This window comes from Chryseobacterium paridis (genome assembly GCF_016595215.1).
In the GTDB taxonomy this organism is placed as follows: domain Bacteria; phylum Bacteroidota; class Bacteroidia; order Flavobacteriales; family Weeksellaceae; genus Chryseobacterium; species Chryseobacterium paridis.
The window spans coordinates 1,405,032-1,420,275 of the sequence record NZ_JAENHK010000010.1; the positions used below are offsets into that span (position 1 = coordinate 1,405,032).

Here is a 15,244-nt window from a genome sequence, read left to right on the forward strand (position 1 = left end):
ACATTAATGATTTAAACTATATATTTTTTAACTTTCACTTCAATTTCAGAGCCTTCTGCAAGCATCACTGAAATGGGTTTCTGGTCTTTTAAAAATTCAAATTCTTTTCCATAGACTCTATAAAAGTCAATTTCAAGTTGATAGTTTTCAACAATATGATAATTCCATTGTGGATGAGAGACTTTATATTCAGACGTTCTATTTCCTCTTTTGGTAAAACCATAATAATGCTCCGTAATAAATTCAAATTCAGAATTACTTTTCATTGGTAGAGCATCATTGCCTGCTGTAAGCTCAATAGAATGCCAGTTTTTATCTTTCCATGAATATTTAATTAATAATTTATTATCTTTTTGTTGAATCTTATTTTTCATCTGCATCGTCTCATAATTCTCTTTGTAAATAGAGTTTGCCACAAAACTTAAGGCTGGTTTCGGAACGATCTCTTTTATAAAAACGACACCTCTCTTCCATCCATTTTTTTCTCTCTTTCTAACGTAAAACCTAAGATTAACCTCTTCGAAGTCGCGGTGAAAAGGAATTGGAAATCCTAATAGTTTAGTATTTAAAAACATAAAGCCAACCAAGCTTACATAACATCTTCCATTATAGAAATCGAGTTCAGTACCTTCTGGAAGGTATTTTAATAAGATCTTTGGATCTGTTTCGTAATTGATAATGGCAAGCTTACGCCATTCTGCTTTTAGAAAGTTCATAATTCTGCTGTTTTTTTAATGATCCTATTTCTCTCCAATAAAAACCTTGTGAGATAATTTTTTAGAAATACCCTATTGAAAAGTTTTCCAACAATTCCAAGTGGAGATTCAAATTCGAGTATATCTATCATTATTGTGTTTTTATCATCCTTTTTAAAAATGTGCTGATGTCTAAAAGATGCAAAAGTTCCTTTCAACATAATATCAGTAAATTCAGAGGGTCTTTCCATACTAATGATTTTTGAGGTATGGGTTTGATCGAATCCTAAATGCTTTGCTCTCCAGGTTACAGTCTCATTCAAACCAATTAATCCGCTTGTATGTCCTGCAATAGCTTTTTCCTGAGATTTGAATGTTGACCTCTGATGGAGGTCAATATCTCGTGCTAAATCAAAAACTATATGGATATCTGCCTTGATGATTGTTTCTAAATAAATTCTAGACATACCAGTATATTAAAGTAATTAAAACAACTGTTCTGTAAATGATCCAGCTTACGGTTGGCAAAGCGTTTAATCTTAATATTTTACATCTTCTCCAGTGTTCTAAAAGCATAACAGAAACAACAATTCCAAAATAGATAATACAAAAAGCTGAGCTGAGGTTCATGAACAATACAGGTATTAAAAGCAGTGTTCCAATCAAAGAAACAGTCATCATATTCCCGATGTAATCCCAGGTTTTGTCTTTTAAATAAGTCTTTAAAAATATAATTTGCCATCCAATCTGACCTAAACAAATCAGAAATTCTCTTAGAAAATGATGTTCTAAATTCAGACCTAATTTAGCCGTAAAAACACTTAAAACAAAGGCTGAGAAGAATACAACGAATCCAATATAGCTCAATCTATAGCCTAGATTAAAATCAGGAATACATGATTGTTTTTTATCATCAATTGGGGATGGGATAATTTGTTTTCTATTATAAGAAACAAAAGAATATAGCTTTTTAAAAAACCAGTACAAAGGCTTTATTCTCGCTATCTTTTCCAATGCCGGAAATGAATTCCCTATGATGATAAGTAAACTATCCAAACCATAAACCACTTCATTTTTATTATGATCAACCAAAGCAATTTCATTTTTTGCACGGTTAAAATCAATAATTGATTTGTTCTTAGAAGTCATTTCACTAAAGGCTTCTCTCCCATTATAATCAAGCATTCCGCATTTTGTAAAACCTTTAGAATAGATATTACACATTGGGCATTCATTATCGTAGATGAGCGTGTGGTTTTTTAGCGTTTTCATAACTGTTAATTTTTAGATTTTTATTTTTAAAAACTAGATAACTATCTACTAAATAAAGAATCGCCATTATTGGACTGTAGAAAAAAGACAATACTATAATTACAATAAAAATGAAAGCAATAAAGTTTATGCTTCCAAAAACAGCTAAACCCAAGATTGATGGAAATATGGGCAAAATTAAATAGCCATAAACCTTAAATAATAGTGATTTGTTGTATACATAAAAATATCTAACGAGGTAGCTTATTGATTGTGATATTCCTACTATAAAATAAAATAGATAAATAATTTTTTCATTATTATTTATTAACCCAATTAATACGACACTTGAAGTAATAATAAAAACTATAAGTTGTACATAGAAATCATATTTAAAGAAATTTGTCATGTTAATGGATTTTAAAATGTTGTCTTTTTATTTTTTCTGAAATAGAAAATCAGAAATAAATGAATGATTAAATTTTTCATAATTATTATATTTTCAATAATTTTTGAAAGTTTATTTGAAATAAAAAAGGATATGCATCCTTTCTCTTATTACAAATTATTCTTCTTTAGATAATTTGATATTTTATTATACAAATGAAAATTACAAGTTCCATCAATAATTGTATCCGCCTTCCCTCTGTTTTCAAAAACATACCTATCGGATGTTGTGCACCCTCCATCTTGAGGTACCTGACGTATTCTGTTTTCGATACTAATGAAATAAGCAAGCTCATCTTTGTCTAATTTCTTTGATCTTTGACCTCTTCGTACAAAATAATCATCCCCTATATTTTCAAGAATCACAGAATCTGAATTATGGTGAAAACAGCCATTCGAATTATAGATTAACTTTACTTTAGAGTCACGCAAACTCTCAAATGCCAAATTTGCAATCTTTTTAATTGACTTATCAGGATTAATGCTTACTCTATAATTTTTTGCCTCATCAACAACCTGTTCTTCTTTCATTTTATCTCCAAAAAGATTAGTGTAAACAAACGTGTACTTTCCCTCTTCAATACTATCAATTTTAATTCTTTGATTTAAGCTGAAAGCATATTTATCTGTCTTCAAAATCTTAAAAACTTTATTATTTTTCAGAATTTTAATTTCAGAAAGATTATAGAACCTCTTATCTGATTCGTCTACGCTTTCTATATTTATATCAAAACTTGCAGACACCTCTTTTTGACAGCTTGTCACACTTGCTAATAAAAGTAATAGAATACTCTTTTTCATTCTTTTGTTACTTTAATAAATTAGTGATCTTCCCAACCAGCCAGTGATCATCACTTTTAATCGCCAGATCCATAATATTATTGATCTTTCCAGTTACTGAGCTAAAATCCTGCATCAATTTGATAAACTCTTTAGCCTCGTCTGAATCATTATCTTCAATATTTTTGAGTTCCTCTAAAAAAGATATCACAGGTTCTATTTCTCTCTTTCTACGCTCTTTAGTAATTTGTTTAAACAAAAACCAAACATCTTTTTCTGCAGTGAAGTACTCCTTTCTATCTCCTTTTACAAATTCTTTCTTTACGATTCCCCAATCTATTAAAGCTCGTAAATTCATATTGGCATTTCCTCTTGAAATTTCAAGTTGCTCCATTACCTCATCAGTAGATAAAGGTTTGCCACTTGCCAGAAGTAATGCATGAACCTGCGCCATAGTACGGTTGATCCCCCAATTGGTAGCAAACGTTCCCCATGTCTGAATGTATTTTTCTTTAGCTTCTGAAAGTTGCATTTTGTTTTCTTTTGAATTTCTATTACAAATGTAATAATAATTTTTGAACTTTCAATAATTTTTGAAAATTAATTTTAAACCATGGAAATTATTTCAATTCTTAAATTTTTTTTTCTTTAATATTATACTTTTATTTATTAATAAATTTAACCTTTTCCCCTGTAACAAATCTCTAATTACAACGACTACTAAAATAATAATCTTTATAGTAATGAAATATAACAAAATTGCATCATTACTTTTTGTTTTGTCTGCAGGAAGTATGATGTTCGCACAAGATGACTTGATCAACAAGTTAAAAAACAATCAATCACAAAATGCCAATTTTAAATTTACCACACTAAAAGATGTTGGTGCCACTTCGGTAAAGAATCAGGGATCTTCAGGAACATGTTGGAGCTATTCAGGAAACTCTTTCTTAGAGTCTGAAATGCAGCGTATGGGTAAAAAGCCAGTTGATCTTGCTGAAATTTTCACTGCAAGAAATTCTTATCATGATAAAGCTAAATTGTTTGTTCTGAACAATGGAGCAATCAGCTGGGGAGACGGAGGAGAATTACATGATGTAATCAACATGTATAAAAAGTATGGTGCTGTTCCACAAGAAGTTTACACAGGTCTTAAAGCTGGACAAACTGTCAACAACTTCAAAGAAATGCAAGATAAACTAAAGACTGTATTGGATAGTTTGGTACAGGCTTCATCAAAAGGTAAGCTTTCTGACAACTGGATGTCTTCAGTAGATGCTATTTTAGATGAATATCTTGGAAAAGTTCCAACTAACTTTACCTATAATGGGAAATCTTACACTCCAAAAACATTTGCTAATGAAGTCGTAGGAATTAACCCTGAAGATTATGTAGAACTATCTTCATACAAAGATTATCCTTATTTTCAGAAATTTGTAAATCCAATTCCAGATAACTGGAGCCATGATTCTGATTGGAATATTCCAATGACAGATTTGACTGCTATTGTAGACAACGCTGTATCTAAAGGATATTCTGTGGGTTGGGCAACGGATGTTTCTGAACCTTATTTTTCATACAAAAATGGGGTTGCTTATGTTCCAGATGTAGATTTGGATCAAATTACTCCTGAAGTAAAAAAAGAACTGTTTACAGAGCCGAAAAAAGACAAAACGATCACTGAAGATATGCGTCAGAAAGCTCTTAATAATCTTTCTACAACAGATGATCACGGTATGCACATTGTTGGATTGGCCAAAGATCAGAGTGGAAAAGAATATTATATGGTTAAAAACTCCTGGGGTGTAACCAATGATTTTGAAGGATACATTTATGTAACAAGACCATATGTAGAATATAAGTCAACTGCTATTTTAGTTCATAAAAATGCAATCCCAAAAAATATTTTAAAGCAATTAAAGCCTTCTAAAAATATTGGTTTATAGAAAATCACTTTTGTCATTTGATATGACAATTTTAGATATTTAAATCTGTTAAAAAAAGCTGCTCTCAGAATTTCTAAGAGCAGCTTTTATTTTGTAAACTCATCAGAATTGAAAAGGCTCTGCATATACTACTTTGAAATATTCGCATACCAATGGAGTTTCCATTGTAGGTTCCTTGTTAATGCGCTCACATTCCGACTGTATATATTCCCAATATATTTCACGCCAGCTCTCTAACGTTCTATCTCCCTCCCCACTGTCAAAAGCAAACTTGGTTCCCACTTCCTTGAATGGAACAATTGATATTTCTTTTGTTTGAATTACACAAACCGGCATCTCATTGGAGTCTGTTATGATATTAAATTCTCCGATAGAAGGGATTGGATTATTTTCTGATTCATATACCCACAAAAGCGAACCTGTTGCAGTTTTAATTCCGGCTGTAACAAGCTTTGCGATAGATGAAGCATCCTCTTTTCCACCAAAATGAAAAGAACCACACAATTCTAAATCCGGAGAAGATTTTTCTTTTAAACTATCTATAAACTGATTCCAGTAAGATGCTATGTAATCTAAAGGCATAATGTTAATTTAAACCGCAAATTTAAGAATTAAATCCCTTATGTAAGAATTAATAAAATATTAAAAAGGCAATTCCAGTGAAGTCAAAAATATTATATTTGTAGCTTAATCAACAAATTAAAGAAATATGAAAAATCTAAAAAAATTATCTAAAGATGATTTAAAGGGACTTAACGGAGGGAATCCACCAGATTGCACAGAAGGAATTACTTGCTATCATCCACGTAAAAATGGTATGCCTGGTTATTGGACGTGCAATGTAGGATTGACTGAATGCCCTGAAGACTAATCAATCATAGCTACAATAAAAAATCGCTTTCAGAAATTCTGAAAGCGATTTTTTTTTATTGCTTATCCTTATTTAAAATATCGCAGGATACTTTTGAGGATTTGTTTCATTGAACATTGCGTAGATCTTTTCTACCATATCATCTGAGGATGGCTTGCTGAAATAATCTCCATCACTAGCGTAAGCAGGACGATGATCATTTGCTGCAATAGTCAACGGATCAGAATCTAAATATCTGAAAGCTTTCTGCTTCTCCAAAATCTGCTGAAGAATAAATGCTGAAGTTCCTCCTTCCACATCTTCATCGATAACAACCAATCTGTTTGTTTTCTTTACACTCTCAGCAATCTCATTTGTTAAATCAAAAGGAATTAAAGACTGAACATCAATAACCTCTGAAGAGATTCCTAATTTTTCCAATTCTTCTGCAGCTTCCATAACGATTCTCCATGTAGAACCATACGTTACTAATGTAACATCCTTTCCTTCTTTCGTTACTTCAATTTTCCCTACAGGAACTGTAAATTCACCTAAGTTATCTGGCTGTTTTTCTTTTAATCGATATCCGTTCAGACATTCAACAATAACTGCCGGATCATCACTTTGAAGCATGGTATTATAGAATCCGGCTGCTTTTGTAAGGTTTCTAGGAACAAGTACAAGAATTCCTTTTGAAAGGTTAAGAATTCCAGCCATAGGAGAACCTGAATGCCAAACACCTTCTAATCTATGTCCTCTTGTTCTGATAATTACAGGAGCTTTCTGTCCTCCTTTCGTTCTGTACTGAACCGTTGCCAAATCATCACTCATCCCCTGAATACAATATAAAATGTAATCAAGGTACTGGATTTCAGCGATAGGTCTTAGCCCTCTCATTGCCATACCAATTCCCTGACCTAAAATAGTAGCTTCACGGATACCTGTATCTGCAACACGAACTTCACCATATTTCTCCTGCATCCCTTCCAACCCTTGGTTTACATCACCGATATTTCCGGCGTCCTCACCAAAGACAAGTGTTTCAGGATATTTTTCGAATATTTTATCAAAATTGTTTCTTACCACTACTCTACCATCTACATCTTCTGAGCTGTCAGAATACACAGGTTTAACCTCTTTAATATTTTCAGCTTTCCATTGAGACTGAGAATAAAGATGAGAAGAATAATTGTCTTTTTCTACTTCAAAAACCTCATTATACTTTTGTATCAATTGGTTTCTTTCTGCAGTATTTGATCCTCTTGTCGCTAACAGAGATTTTCTAACCAAATGGAAAATATCTTTCTTAGCTTTAGAGATTAATTTATTAAACTGAGCAATATAGTTTTCAATTTCTGCATTTTGTCCTTTAAGATTTTCCACTAAAGGTAAAACAGACTTCGACAAATCTGAAATGGTATTCTGGTAATTTTCCCAAGCCACTTTCTGACCTGCTTTTACCATTTTTTTAGCCTCTTCATCAATTGCCTCTAATTCTTCTGCTGTTGCAATAACCTCTTCTTTTCCTTCAATTTCAATTGAATAGTTTAAAATCCATTCTTTGAATTTTATCAATCCATCAAAATCTGCTTCCCATGAAAGACGCTCTTCATTCTTATATCTTTCGTGAGAACCTGAAGTAGAGTGACCTTGTGGTTGGGTAACTTCAATTACATGTACTACCACAGGAACACTTTCAGTTCTTGCAAAATGTTCTGCTCTTGCGTAAGCATCCAATAAAGCAGGATAATCCCAAGCTTTTACCTGAATAATCTCACAGCCCTGATTTTCTCCTTCTTTTCTTTGAAAGCCACTTAGCATTTCAGAAATATCTGCTTTAGCTCTCTGGTTTTTCGTAGGAACAGATATTCCATATCCATCATCCCAGATTGAAACAATCATCGGAACCTGAAGAGCACATGCTGCGTTCAGTGTTTCCCAGAAATGACCTTCTGCAGTAGAAGCATCCCCAATAGTTCCAAAAGCAATTTCGTTTCCGTCTTTTGAGAATTTTTCTGAACCATCAAATTTTACGGACTTGTATATTTTAGAAGCTTGTGCCAATCCTAATAATCTCGGCATTTGTCCTGCTGTAGGAGAAATATCAGAAGAAATATTTTTCTGAGCCATCAAATCTTTCCAGCTTCCATCTTCATTTAAACTTCTTGTCGCGAAGTGACCGTTCATCTGTCTTCCCGCTGATGCAGGCTCTCTCTCTACGCTGGTATCTGCGTATAACTGTGCAAAAAAGCTTTCAACCGTTAAAGCATCTACAGATAAGGCAAAAGTCTGGTCTCTGTAGTATCCTGAACGGAAGTCTCCATTTCTGAAAACTTTCGCCATTGCCAGCTGTGGTAATTCTTTACCATCACCGAAGATCCCAAATTTAGCTTTTCCTGTAAGAACTTCTCTTCTACCCAGGTAAGACATTTCACGAGAAATTCTCCCTAATTTATAGTCTTCAAGTATTTGATTTTTAAAATCTTGAAAGGAAATCTTCTGTGTTTCAATATAGGTTGTTTGCATAGCCAAATATAAAAATTTTTAGTTCTAGAAGTATTTTGCTAATATACACTTTTTAAATTAATTTTAATTTTTAATAATCTTTTTTAAAAATTTGATAATAACAGAAATTGTGTTTTATTTTGAATAAATTTGTATAAATGGAAAAAAAGTCACCCCATATATTAAATGCATCCAGCAATCTTTTAGGGTTTTCTCTGATTATAATCACTTCATTGAAAATCACTAAAATCAGTGGCAGTACGTATCTGGACGAATTTGCCGGAGTGGCATGTATTCTTTTTGCATGCAGTTGTTTCTTTTCCTTTCTTGCCATAAGAACACACAACGAAAAACGGGAAACCAAGTTTGAAAATATTGCAGATTATTTATTTTTAATTGCCTTATTTTGCATAGTCTTAGCTGTTGTAATCGTGACAATAAGAATAATGTAAGTATTTATTCGTAAATCTACTATAAACATCAAAAACAATTAGTAGGAAACTTCAATGTATCTTTATAATCGAATTCGCTTTATTTGAGGATAATTTGAAGAAACAGACATTTACACATCCTATACTGGTAAATGAATACAATATAGAATTATGCAAATTATAAAAGTGATGATGTTGAAGGGGCAGATAATGAGTTTTAAAATTTCCTCTCAATCACATAATCCAGCATACTGTGTAATGATCTTTTAGCTTCTGAGTCCGGAAATTCATTGAGAAGATCTTTCGCTTTTTGTTGAAAATCTTTCATCACAGAGATAGCATAATCTAAACCACCTGAACTTTTCACAAAAGCAATGAGTTCTTTTACACGTTTTTGATCGTTGTTATACCGTTTTATGGTATTGAAAAAATACTTTCTGTCTTTTTCACCCGCAATTTTTAAGGCGTGAATCAGAGGTAGCGTCATCTTTTGTTCTTTAATATCTATACCAACCGGTTTTCCTATAACATTAGAACTCAAATAATCGAATAAATCATCTTTAATCTGAAATGCCATTCCTGTGTAAGTTCCGAAATCCTGCATTCTTTTGGCAAGCTTTTCGTCTACACTGTTAGATAACACTCCGACCTCACAACAAGCAGCAATCAATGTTGCTGTTTTCTGACGGATGATCTCATAGTAAACGTCTTCTGTAATATCAAGCTTTCTGGCTTTTTCCAATTGAAGAAGTTCTCCTTCAGACATTTCTCTGATGGTTCTGGAAATTACTGAAAGTAAATCGTAGTCTTTATGATCTGTAGAAAGTAGAACTGATTTTGATAATAAATAATCTCCTACCAAAACTGCAATTTTATTTTTCCATAATGCATTAATGGAAAAAAAGTTTCGTCTCTTAAAGCTTTCATCTACGACATCATCATGAACTAATGTCGCCGTATGGATCAATTCGATCATGGAAGCTCCACGGTAGGTCTTTTCATTGACATCTCCAACGAGCTTGGCACACAGAAATACAAACATTGGGCGCATCTGTTTTCCTTTAGTAGTAACAATGAAACGGGTTACTTTATCTAATAAGGGAACTTTACTCTGCATTGATTCATAAAACTTCTCTTCGAAAAGTTTCATTTCCTCATTAATCGGATGCTTGATTTCTTCTACAATATTTGCCAAAATCTATGAGTGATGGATAAATAATTATTAATATGCACAAAGATAATTTTTTTCGGGTAATTTTAGTAGAAAATTCAATCTTTGAATTCTTCTTTTGGAATAAAGTACAGGCTCTGTTTTACAGTTCCCAATGGATATCTGAATTTTTCACCCGAAATATAGAGCCCTTTATCATCCACTGCGATCCCTTCAATCTGTCCAATTGAGGTAGAACTTCCTAAATAATAATGTTTTGATCTTTCTTTAAAAAAAATCCCAGGCTCAGTCTCATTAAATACATCCAGGAAAACTTCCGTCTTCTTTGTATAGCCGACTAAATAAAGTTTTTTATCAAAATAAGAGGCATCCGTTACAACAAAATCAGTTTTAAAGGTTTCTACTTTTTCAGCTTTTTGCTGTTTGAAAATCTCCGGATCAATAGTATAATGTGAAGTTGCTTTCGACGCCCATTCTTTAGTGAAAATATGGAGTTTCCCATTCAGATAGATCATAGCTTCTGCATCAAAGTCATTATTGGTATTTTTTGAAATAAATTCCTTCTGTTCGGGATAATAAAAAGAAATTGTTTTGATCAGATCATTCCTTAAACTATCATTAGAGAAAGGGACTTTGTAAATTTCAAGATCTTTTCGGGTGCCCGTATTATTTCCGAAATCGCCTATATAAAAATTATTCCCATCATTTGTCAGGGCTTCCCAATCCTTATTTTTAGCTTTAATTTTAAAAACATTTACAACATTTCCGGATTTTTTATCTATCTCAAAAAGCTCAGGACTATTGCCACTATCATTAAAAGTATAGAGCTTTCCATTAAAGAAATTCAACCCTGAAGTTTCCTGAATCTGATCTTCAAGAAAAGCTATTCTGTATTTTTTTATTTTAAAGAAATCAGCCTGTTGAGAAAAACCTGCCTGAAAAACAAGCACTGCAAAAATGAGGATAACCTTTTTCATACTATAAAAATACGATTTTCGTTACAATTGATCGTTTTTTGAAATAAAAATTGAATCATAGGTTTTGGCTAAAGCCGATGGATTTTATTTCACAAAAAAACGGGCTAAAGCCCGTTCCTATTGATTGACCTTAATTTGATAAGGTCTATGCTGACTTTCTATGTTGTCTACGAGCTTTCCTTGCAAAATAATCTTTTTGATACTGTCTTACCGTTTTTCCGGTACCATCATGCCTCCACCCTGGTGAGTTGAAAATATAATTGATCCTGTCTGAAAATTTCAAACCGGGCTGTTTAATATCTTTCCATATTTTTCTCCATTCGTAAAACAAAACAGTATCAGGTTTATTGTCCGGCATTTTAGGATAGATACCATATTTAACCGGGATATTGGGATCTTCTTTTTCAAAAGTTCCAAACATTTTATCCCAGATGATCAGGCACATTCCCATATTTCTATCCAGATATTTAATATTACAGGCATGATGTACCCGATGGTGGGAAGGCGTTACTAAAATATGCTCTAAGAATCCCATCTTTTTTACAGTTTGAGTATGAACCCATGTCCCATATACCTGGCCAATAGCATACACAACCATAATATGCCATGGATTAAAACCTAAAAAGGCAAGCGGAGAAAAATATAAATACCTATAAAGGGGCTGTAATACCGGACTTCTGAATCCGGTGGTAAGATTAAAGTATTCCGAATTATGGTGAGTAATATGAACCGCCCAAAAAGCTCTCGAATGATGATCGACATAGTGAAGTACATAATATGCGAAGTCAGTAATGACGAAACAGATCAGCCAATACCAGATTGTAAAATCCCATGAAAAAAGACGGTGATTGTAAAAGAAAAACATCACTCCCATTGCAAAAACCTTCATGATCAGATCCAAACCAAAGTTCAGCAATGCTAAAAAAACGCTTGTTGCTACATCTTTTTTATCATAGAGTTTAGCCTCAGAAACGTGGCTATAGATCATTTCGGCTAAAATAACGGTAGCATGAAAGGGAATTGCCCAGGCATAGACATTTTCTAATCCATCTTCACCCAAAAAGTAGTTCATTATTTACTAGTTTTGTGCAAAGGTAGGGTATTATAAAAATCAGAAATCTATTTTTGCTAATTTTTTAAGGAAATTTTAATCGGTAACTTTATTGGCTAATTGTCCGCATGCAGCATCTATATCTCCACCACGGCTTTTTCTGATCATTACCGTAATACCGGCATTTTCAAGTTGACGAACATAATTATCCTCTGCTTGTTTGTTGCATTGGTCATATTTACCATCCCCAATTGGATTATATTGGATAAGATTAACTTTAGAAGGGACCTGCTTACAATATTTGATTAGGGCTTTAATATCTTCATCGCCATCGTTAATACCTTTCCATACGCAGTACTCAAAAGTAATTGTGTTACCTGTTTTTTTATACCAATATTGAAGCGCTTCCATGATATCAGTTAATGGAAACTTATCAGAAAACGGCATAATCTCATTACGTTTGGATTCTATAGCTGAATGCAGAGATAAAGCTAGTTTTACCCTCAATTCATCATCTGCCAACATCTTGATCATTTTTGGAATTCCAGATGTCGAAACTGTGATTCTTCTTGGAGACATTCCTAAACCTTCTGGTTGGGTAATTTTTCGGATCGCCTCAACTACATTTTTGTAATTCATCATCGGCTCCCCCATTCCCATAAAAACAATATTGGTAAGAGGTCTGTCAAAGTACATTTTACTTTGATTGTCGATAAGAGCGACCTGATCTACGATTTCAGCAACTTCAAGATTCCTCATTCTCTTCAGTCTTGCTGTAGCACAGAACTCGCAGTTTAATGAACATCCAACTTGTGAAGAAACACAAGCAGTCGTTCTTGTTTCTGTAGGAATCAAAACTGATTCTACCATTAAACCATCGTGAAGCTTAACCCCATTTTTAATGGTTCCGTCTGTACTTTTTTGAAGCAGGTCGACGGATACGGGATTGATGGTATATTCTGCTGAAATTTTATCACGAAGCTGTTTTGAAAGATTCGTCATTTCATCAATAGAATGGAGGTTTTTACTCCACAACCAGTCATAGACCTGTTTCGCACGAAACGGCTTTTCGCCTAAAGTCAAAAAATAGTCTTTAAGCTGATCTAGTGATAAAGTTCGAATATCTTTCATGATAGGTAATAGGTGGTAGATAGTAGGTAGCAGGTGGTAAGAGAACTTTTACCTGCTACCTGATATCTAATATCTTATTAAAGTATTAACATTGCATCACCGTAAGAATAGAATTTATACTTTTCTTTTACGGCTTCTTCATAGGCATGCATTACGAAATCTCTTCCTGCAAATGCTGCAATCATCATAATTAATGTAGATTTCGGTGTGTGGAAGTTAGTGATCATTGAGTTAGCAACTCCAAAATCGTGAGGTGGATAAATGAATTTATTTGTCCAACCGTTGAATGCAGAGATTTTTTTGTTTGAAGAAACTGAAGTTTCCAATGCTCTCATTGTTGTAGTACCTACAGCACAAACTCTTCTGTGCGCATCTACTGCTCTGTTAATGATCTCAGCATTTTTCTCATCGATGATAATCTCTTCAGATTCCATTTTATGTTTAGAAAGATCTTCAACTTCAATTGGGTTAAAAGTTCCTAAACCAACATGAAGGGTAACCTCAGCAAAATCAATTCCTTTGATTTCCAATCTCTTCATCAAGTGCTTTGAGAAGTGTAACCCTGCAGTAGGTGCTGCTACAGCTCCTTCAATTTTTGCATAGATCGTTTGGTATCTTTCTGCATCTTCAGGCTCTACTGCTCTTTTGATATATTTTGGAAGTGGAGTTTCTCCCAATTCTTTTAATTTTGTTCTGAACTCATCATAAGAACCGTCAAATAAGAATCTTAAAGTTCTTCCTCTTGAAGTTGTATTATCAATAACCTCAGCTACTAAAGATTCATCTTCAGTAAAGAATAATTTATTCCCAATTCTTATTTTTCTTGCAGGATCTACCAATACATCCCAAACACGAGTTTCTTTGTCTAGTTCTCTTAAAAGGAATACTTCAATCTTAGCACCTGTCTTTTCTTTATTTCCATAAAGACGTGCAGGAAAAACTTTTGTATTATTGAAAATAAATAAGTCATTCTCATCGAAATAATCTACTACATCTTTAAACAACTTGTGTTCTATAGTTTGAGTTTTTCTATCAAGAACCATTAGTCTGGCATCATCTCTGTGCTCAGATGGGTGTTCTGCCAATAACTCATCAGGAAGGTCAAAATTAAAATCGGATGTTTTCATTTTTTTAAATTACGGTTTAAAAATTATTGAAATTACAAGTGTAATTTTCGGAGTGCAAATATACGACATTGAATACCCCTTTGTCAAGTATTATTTTATAAAGCTATCAAATGGTTAATAATCACCATCCAATTCAATGTAAAAAAGATGTAATTTGGCTTCCTAAAAAATTACTAATTATGAGCAAGTATTCATTGGAATCATTCATAAATGAAACAAAAGAAAATCCGCAGGAGAGAGATTATTTTGAACTTGAAAAACCTCAGCTTTTAGAGATCAATCTTAATAACCAATCGGTTTGGACCAAAAGAGGCAGTATGGTTGGCTACATTGGAAATATCAATTTTGAAAGACAGGGTATGTTAGCCGGAGGCATTGGAAATCTTTTGAAAAAAGCGATTAGTGGTGAAGGAACGAGATTGATGAAAGCAGAAGGTACCGGAAAGCTGTATGTGGCTGATTCAGGAAAAAAAGTTCGTATCCTTTATCTAAATAATGAAGCGTTGTGTGTAAATGGCAATGATGTTCTGGCGCATGAGCAAAGTATAAAGAGCGATATTACCATGCTAAAAAGTATTGCAGGCATGCTATCCGGTGGACTATTCCAGGTGAAGCTTTCAGGAACCGGACATGTTGCTATTACTACTCATGGAGAACCATTAACTCTTATGATAACTCCGGATAATCCGGTTTTTACAGATCCCAATGCAACCGTTGCATGGTCTGGAAATTTAACACCTGAATTAAAAACCAATGTTTCTTTTAAAAGCTTAATGGGTAGAGGAAGTGGTGAAGAGTTCCAGATGAAGTTTTCAGGAAACGGATGGGTTCTTATCCAACCTTATGAGGAAGTATATGCCGTAGAAAAATAATAGGGTCTAA

At 33.3% G+C, this 15,244-nt stretch carries 16 protein-coding genes; 4 read left to right on the forward strand and 12 right to left on the reverse strand.

Features of this window, described 5'->3' with window-relative positions:
• Positions 1-11 precede the first annotated feature (11 nt).
• The 5 genes from JHL15_RS15845 to JHL15_RS15865 form a co-directional block, all read right to left on the reverse strand.
• Complete coding sequence (locus tag JHL15_RS15845; protein WP_200247274.1) at positions 12-716, reverse strand: YqjF family protein; 705 nt, start codon at positions 714-716, stop codon at positions 12-14.
• A complete protein-coding gene (locus JHL15_RS15850; protein ID WP_200247276.1) occupies positions 713-1,162 on the reverse strand; it encodes an SRPBCC family protein in 450 nt (149 codons plus the stop codon). Before JHL15_RS15850 ends, JHL15_RS15845 begins: the two co-directional genes overlap by 4 nt.
• Positions 1,155-1,967, reverse strand: a complete 813-nt coding sequence (locus JHL15_RS15855) for a thiol-disulfide oxidoreductase DCC family protein (protein WP_200247278.1) — start codon at positions 1,965-1,967, stop codon at positions 1,155-1,157. The genes JHL15_RS15850 and JHL15_RS15855 overlap by 8 nt, the downstream gene beginning before the upstream one ends.
• A 537-nt stretch (positions 1,968-2,504) precedes the next feature.
• Positions 2,505-3,194 (reverse strand): hypothetical protein, encoded by a 690-nt coding sequence (locus JHL15_RS15860; protein ID WP_200247280.1) that lies wholly within the window; start codon positions 3,192-3,194, stop codon positions 2,505-2,507.
• Positions 3,195-3,201: 7 nt separating this feature from the next.
• Positions 3,202-3,705 (reverse strand): GbsR/MarR family transcriptional regulator, encoded by a 504-nt coding sequence (locus JHL15_RS15865; RefSeq protein WP_200247282.1) that lies wholly within the window; start codon positions 3,703-3,705, stop codon positions 3,202-3,204.
• A gap of 211 nt (positions 3,706-3,916) precedes the next feature.
• Between JHL15_RS15865 and JHL15_RS15870 the strand changes: the two genes are divergently transcribed.
• Entirely contained in the window at positions 3,917-5,119 is a 1,203-nt protein-coding gene (locus JHL15_RS15870) for a C1 family peptidase (protein WP_200247284.1), read from the forward strand.
• Between the two features lie 102 nt (positions 5,120-5,221).
• On the opposite strand, the gene JHL15_RS15875 is transcribed toward JHL15_RS15870, so the two are convergent.
• Entirely contained in the window at positions 5,222-5,701 is a 480-nt protein-coding gene (locus JHL15_RS15875) for an ASCH domain-containing protein (protein WP_200247286.1), read from the reverse strand.
• A gap of 127 nt (positions 5,702-5,828) precedes the next feature.
• Here JHL15_RS15875 and JHL15_RS15880 point away from each other — a divergent pair, with 127 nt between their 5' ends.
• Entirely contained in the window at positions 5,829-5,990 is a 162-nt protein-coding gene (locus tag JHL15_RS15880) for a bacteriocin-like protein (protein ID WP_200247288.1), read from the forward strand.
• Positions 5,991-6,062: 72 nt separating this feature from the next.
• Here the strand turns inward: JHL15_RS15880 and JHL15_RS15885 are convergent, their stop codons facing one another.
• The gene (locus tag JHL15_RS15885; protein ID WP_200247290.1) at positions 6,063-8,495 is read right to left on the reverse strand and encodes an alpha-ketoacid dehydrogenase subunit alpha/beta; all 2,433 of its coding nucleotides are present in this window, start codon (positions 8,493-8,495) and stop codon (positions 6,063-6,065) included.
• A 137-nt stretch (positions 8,496-8,632) separates the two neighbouring features.
• Between JHL15_RS15885 and JHL15_RS15890 the strand changes: the two genes are divergently transcribed.
• The gene (locus JHL15_RS15890; RefSeq protein ID WP_200247292.1) at positions 8,633-8,926 is read left to right on the forward strand and encodes a hypothetical protein; all 294 of its coding nucleotides are present in this window, start codon (positions 8,633-8,635) and stop codon (positions 8,924-8,926) included.
• A gap of 196 nt (positions 8,927-9,122) precedes the next feature.
• On the opposite strand, the gene JHL15_RS15895 is transcribed toward JHL15_RS15890, so the two are convergent.
• From JHL15_RS15895 to queA, 5 genes are all read right to left on the reverse strand, one after another.
• Complete coding sequence (locus JHL15_RS15895; RefSeq protein WP_200247294.1) at positions 9,123-10,100, reverse strand: polyprenyl synthetase family protein; 978 nt, start codon at positions 10,098-10,100, stop codon at positions 9,123-9,125.
• 74 nt (positions 10,101-10,174) lie between these two features.
• Positions 10,175-11,053, reverse strand: a complete 879-nt coding sequence (locus JHL15_RS15900; protein ID WP_200247296.1) for a hypothetical protein — start codon at positions 11,051-11,053, stop codon at positions 10,175-10,177.
• A gap of 145 nt (positions 11,054-11,198) precedes the next feature.
• The gene (locus JHL15_RS15905) at positions 11,199-12,125 is read right to left on the reverse strand and encodes a sterol desaturase family protein (RefSeq protein ID WP_200247298.1); all 927 of its coding nucleotides are present in this window, start codon (positions 12,123-12,125) and stop codon (positions 11,199-11,201) included.
• A gap of 75 nt (positions 12,126-12,200) precedes the next feature.
• Positions 12,201-13,235: a 23S rRNA (adenine(2503)-C(2))-methyltransferase RlmN gene (gene rlmN / locus JHL15_RS15910; protein ID WP_200247300.1), complete on the reverse strand. Its 1,035-nt coding sequence runs from the start codon at positions 13,233-13,235 to the stop codon at positions 12,201-12,203.
• A 77-nt stretch (positions 13,236-13,312) separates the two neighbouring features.
• On the reverse strand, positions 13,313-14,362 hold the full coding sequence (gene queA / locus JHL15_RS15915; protein WP_200247302.1) for a tRNA preQ1(34) S-adenosylmethionine ribosyltransferase-isomerase QueA: 1,050 nt from the start codon (positions 14,360-14,362) through the stop codon (positions 13,313-13,315).
• A 179-nt stretch (positions 14,363-14,541) separates the two neighbouring features.
• On the opposite strand from queA, the gene JHL15_RS15920 reads away from it, so the two are divergent.
• A complete protein-coding gene (locus JHL15_RS15920) occupies positions 14,542-15,234 on the forward strand; it encodes an AIM24 family protein (RefSeq protein ID WP_200247304.1) in 693 nt (230 codons plus the stop codon).
• The last annotated feature ends 10 nt before the right edge of the window (positions 15,235-15,244 follow it).

Coding starts and splice junctions, on each gene's coding strand:
- JHL15_RS15905 (WP_200247298.1), bottom strand. CDS start 12,125: ATGAACTACTTTTTGGGTGAAGATGGATTAGAAAATGTCTATGCCTGG.
- JHL15_RS15885 (WP_200247290.1), bottom strand. CDS start 8,495: ATGCAAACAACCTATATTGAAACACAGAAGATTTCCTTTCAAGATTTT.
- queA (WP_200247302.1), bottom strand. CDS start 14,362: ATGAAAACATCCGATTTTAATTTTGACCTTCCTGATGAGTTATTGGCA.
- JHL15_RS15875 (WP_200247286.1), bottom strand. CDS start 5,701: ATGCCTTTAGATTACATAGCATCTTACTGGAATCAGTTTATAGATAGT.
- JHL15_RS15855 (WP_200247278.1), bottom strand. CDS start 1,967: ATGAAAACGCTAAAAAACCACACGCTCATCTACGATAATGAATGCCCA.
- rlmN (WP_200247300.1), bottom strand. CDS start 13,235: ATGAAAGATATTCGAACTTTATCACTAGATCAGCTTAAAGACTATTTT.
- JHL15_RS15865 (WP_200247282.1), bottom strand. CDS start 3,705: ATGCAACTTTCAGAAGCTAAAGAAAAATACATTCAGACATGGGGAACG.
- JHL15_RS15890 (WP_200247292.1), top strand. CDS start 8,633: ATGGAAAAAAAGTCACCCCATATATTAAATGCATCCAGCAATCTTTTA.
- JHL15_RS15845 (WP_200247274.1), bottom strand. CDS start 716: ATGAACTTTCTAAAAGCAGAATGGCGTAAGCTTGCCATTATCAATTAC.
- JHL15_RS15920 (WP_200247304.1), top strand. CDS start 14,542: ATGAGCAAGTATTCATTGGAATCATTCATAAATGAAACAAAAGAAAAT.
- JHL15_RS15860 (WP_200247280.1), bottom strand. CDS start 3,194: ATGAAAAAGAGTATTCTATTACTTTTATTAGCAAGTGTGACAAGCTGT.
- JHL15_RS15850 (WP_200247276.1), bottom strand. CDS start 1,162: ATGTCTAGAATTTATTTAGAAACAATCATCAAGGCAGATATCCATATA.
- JHL15_RS15900 (WP_200247296.1), bottom strand. CDS start 11,053: ATGAAAAAGGTTATCCTCATTTTTGCAGTGCTTGTTTTTCAGGCAGGT.
- JHL15_RS15880 (WP_200247288.1), top strand. CDS start 5,829: ATGAAAAATCTAAAAAAATTATCTAAAGATGATTTAAAGGGACTTAAC.
- JHL15_RS15870 (WP_200247284.1), top strand. CDS start 3,917: ATGAAATATAACAAAATTGCATCATTACTTTTTGTTTTGTCTGCAGGA.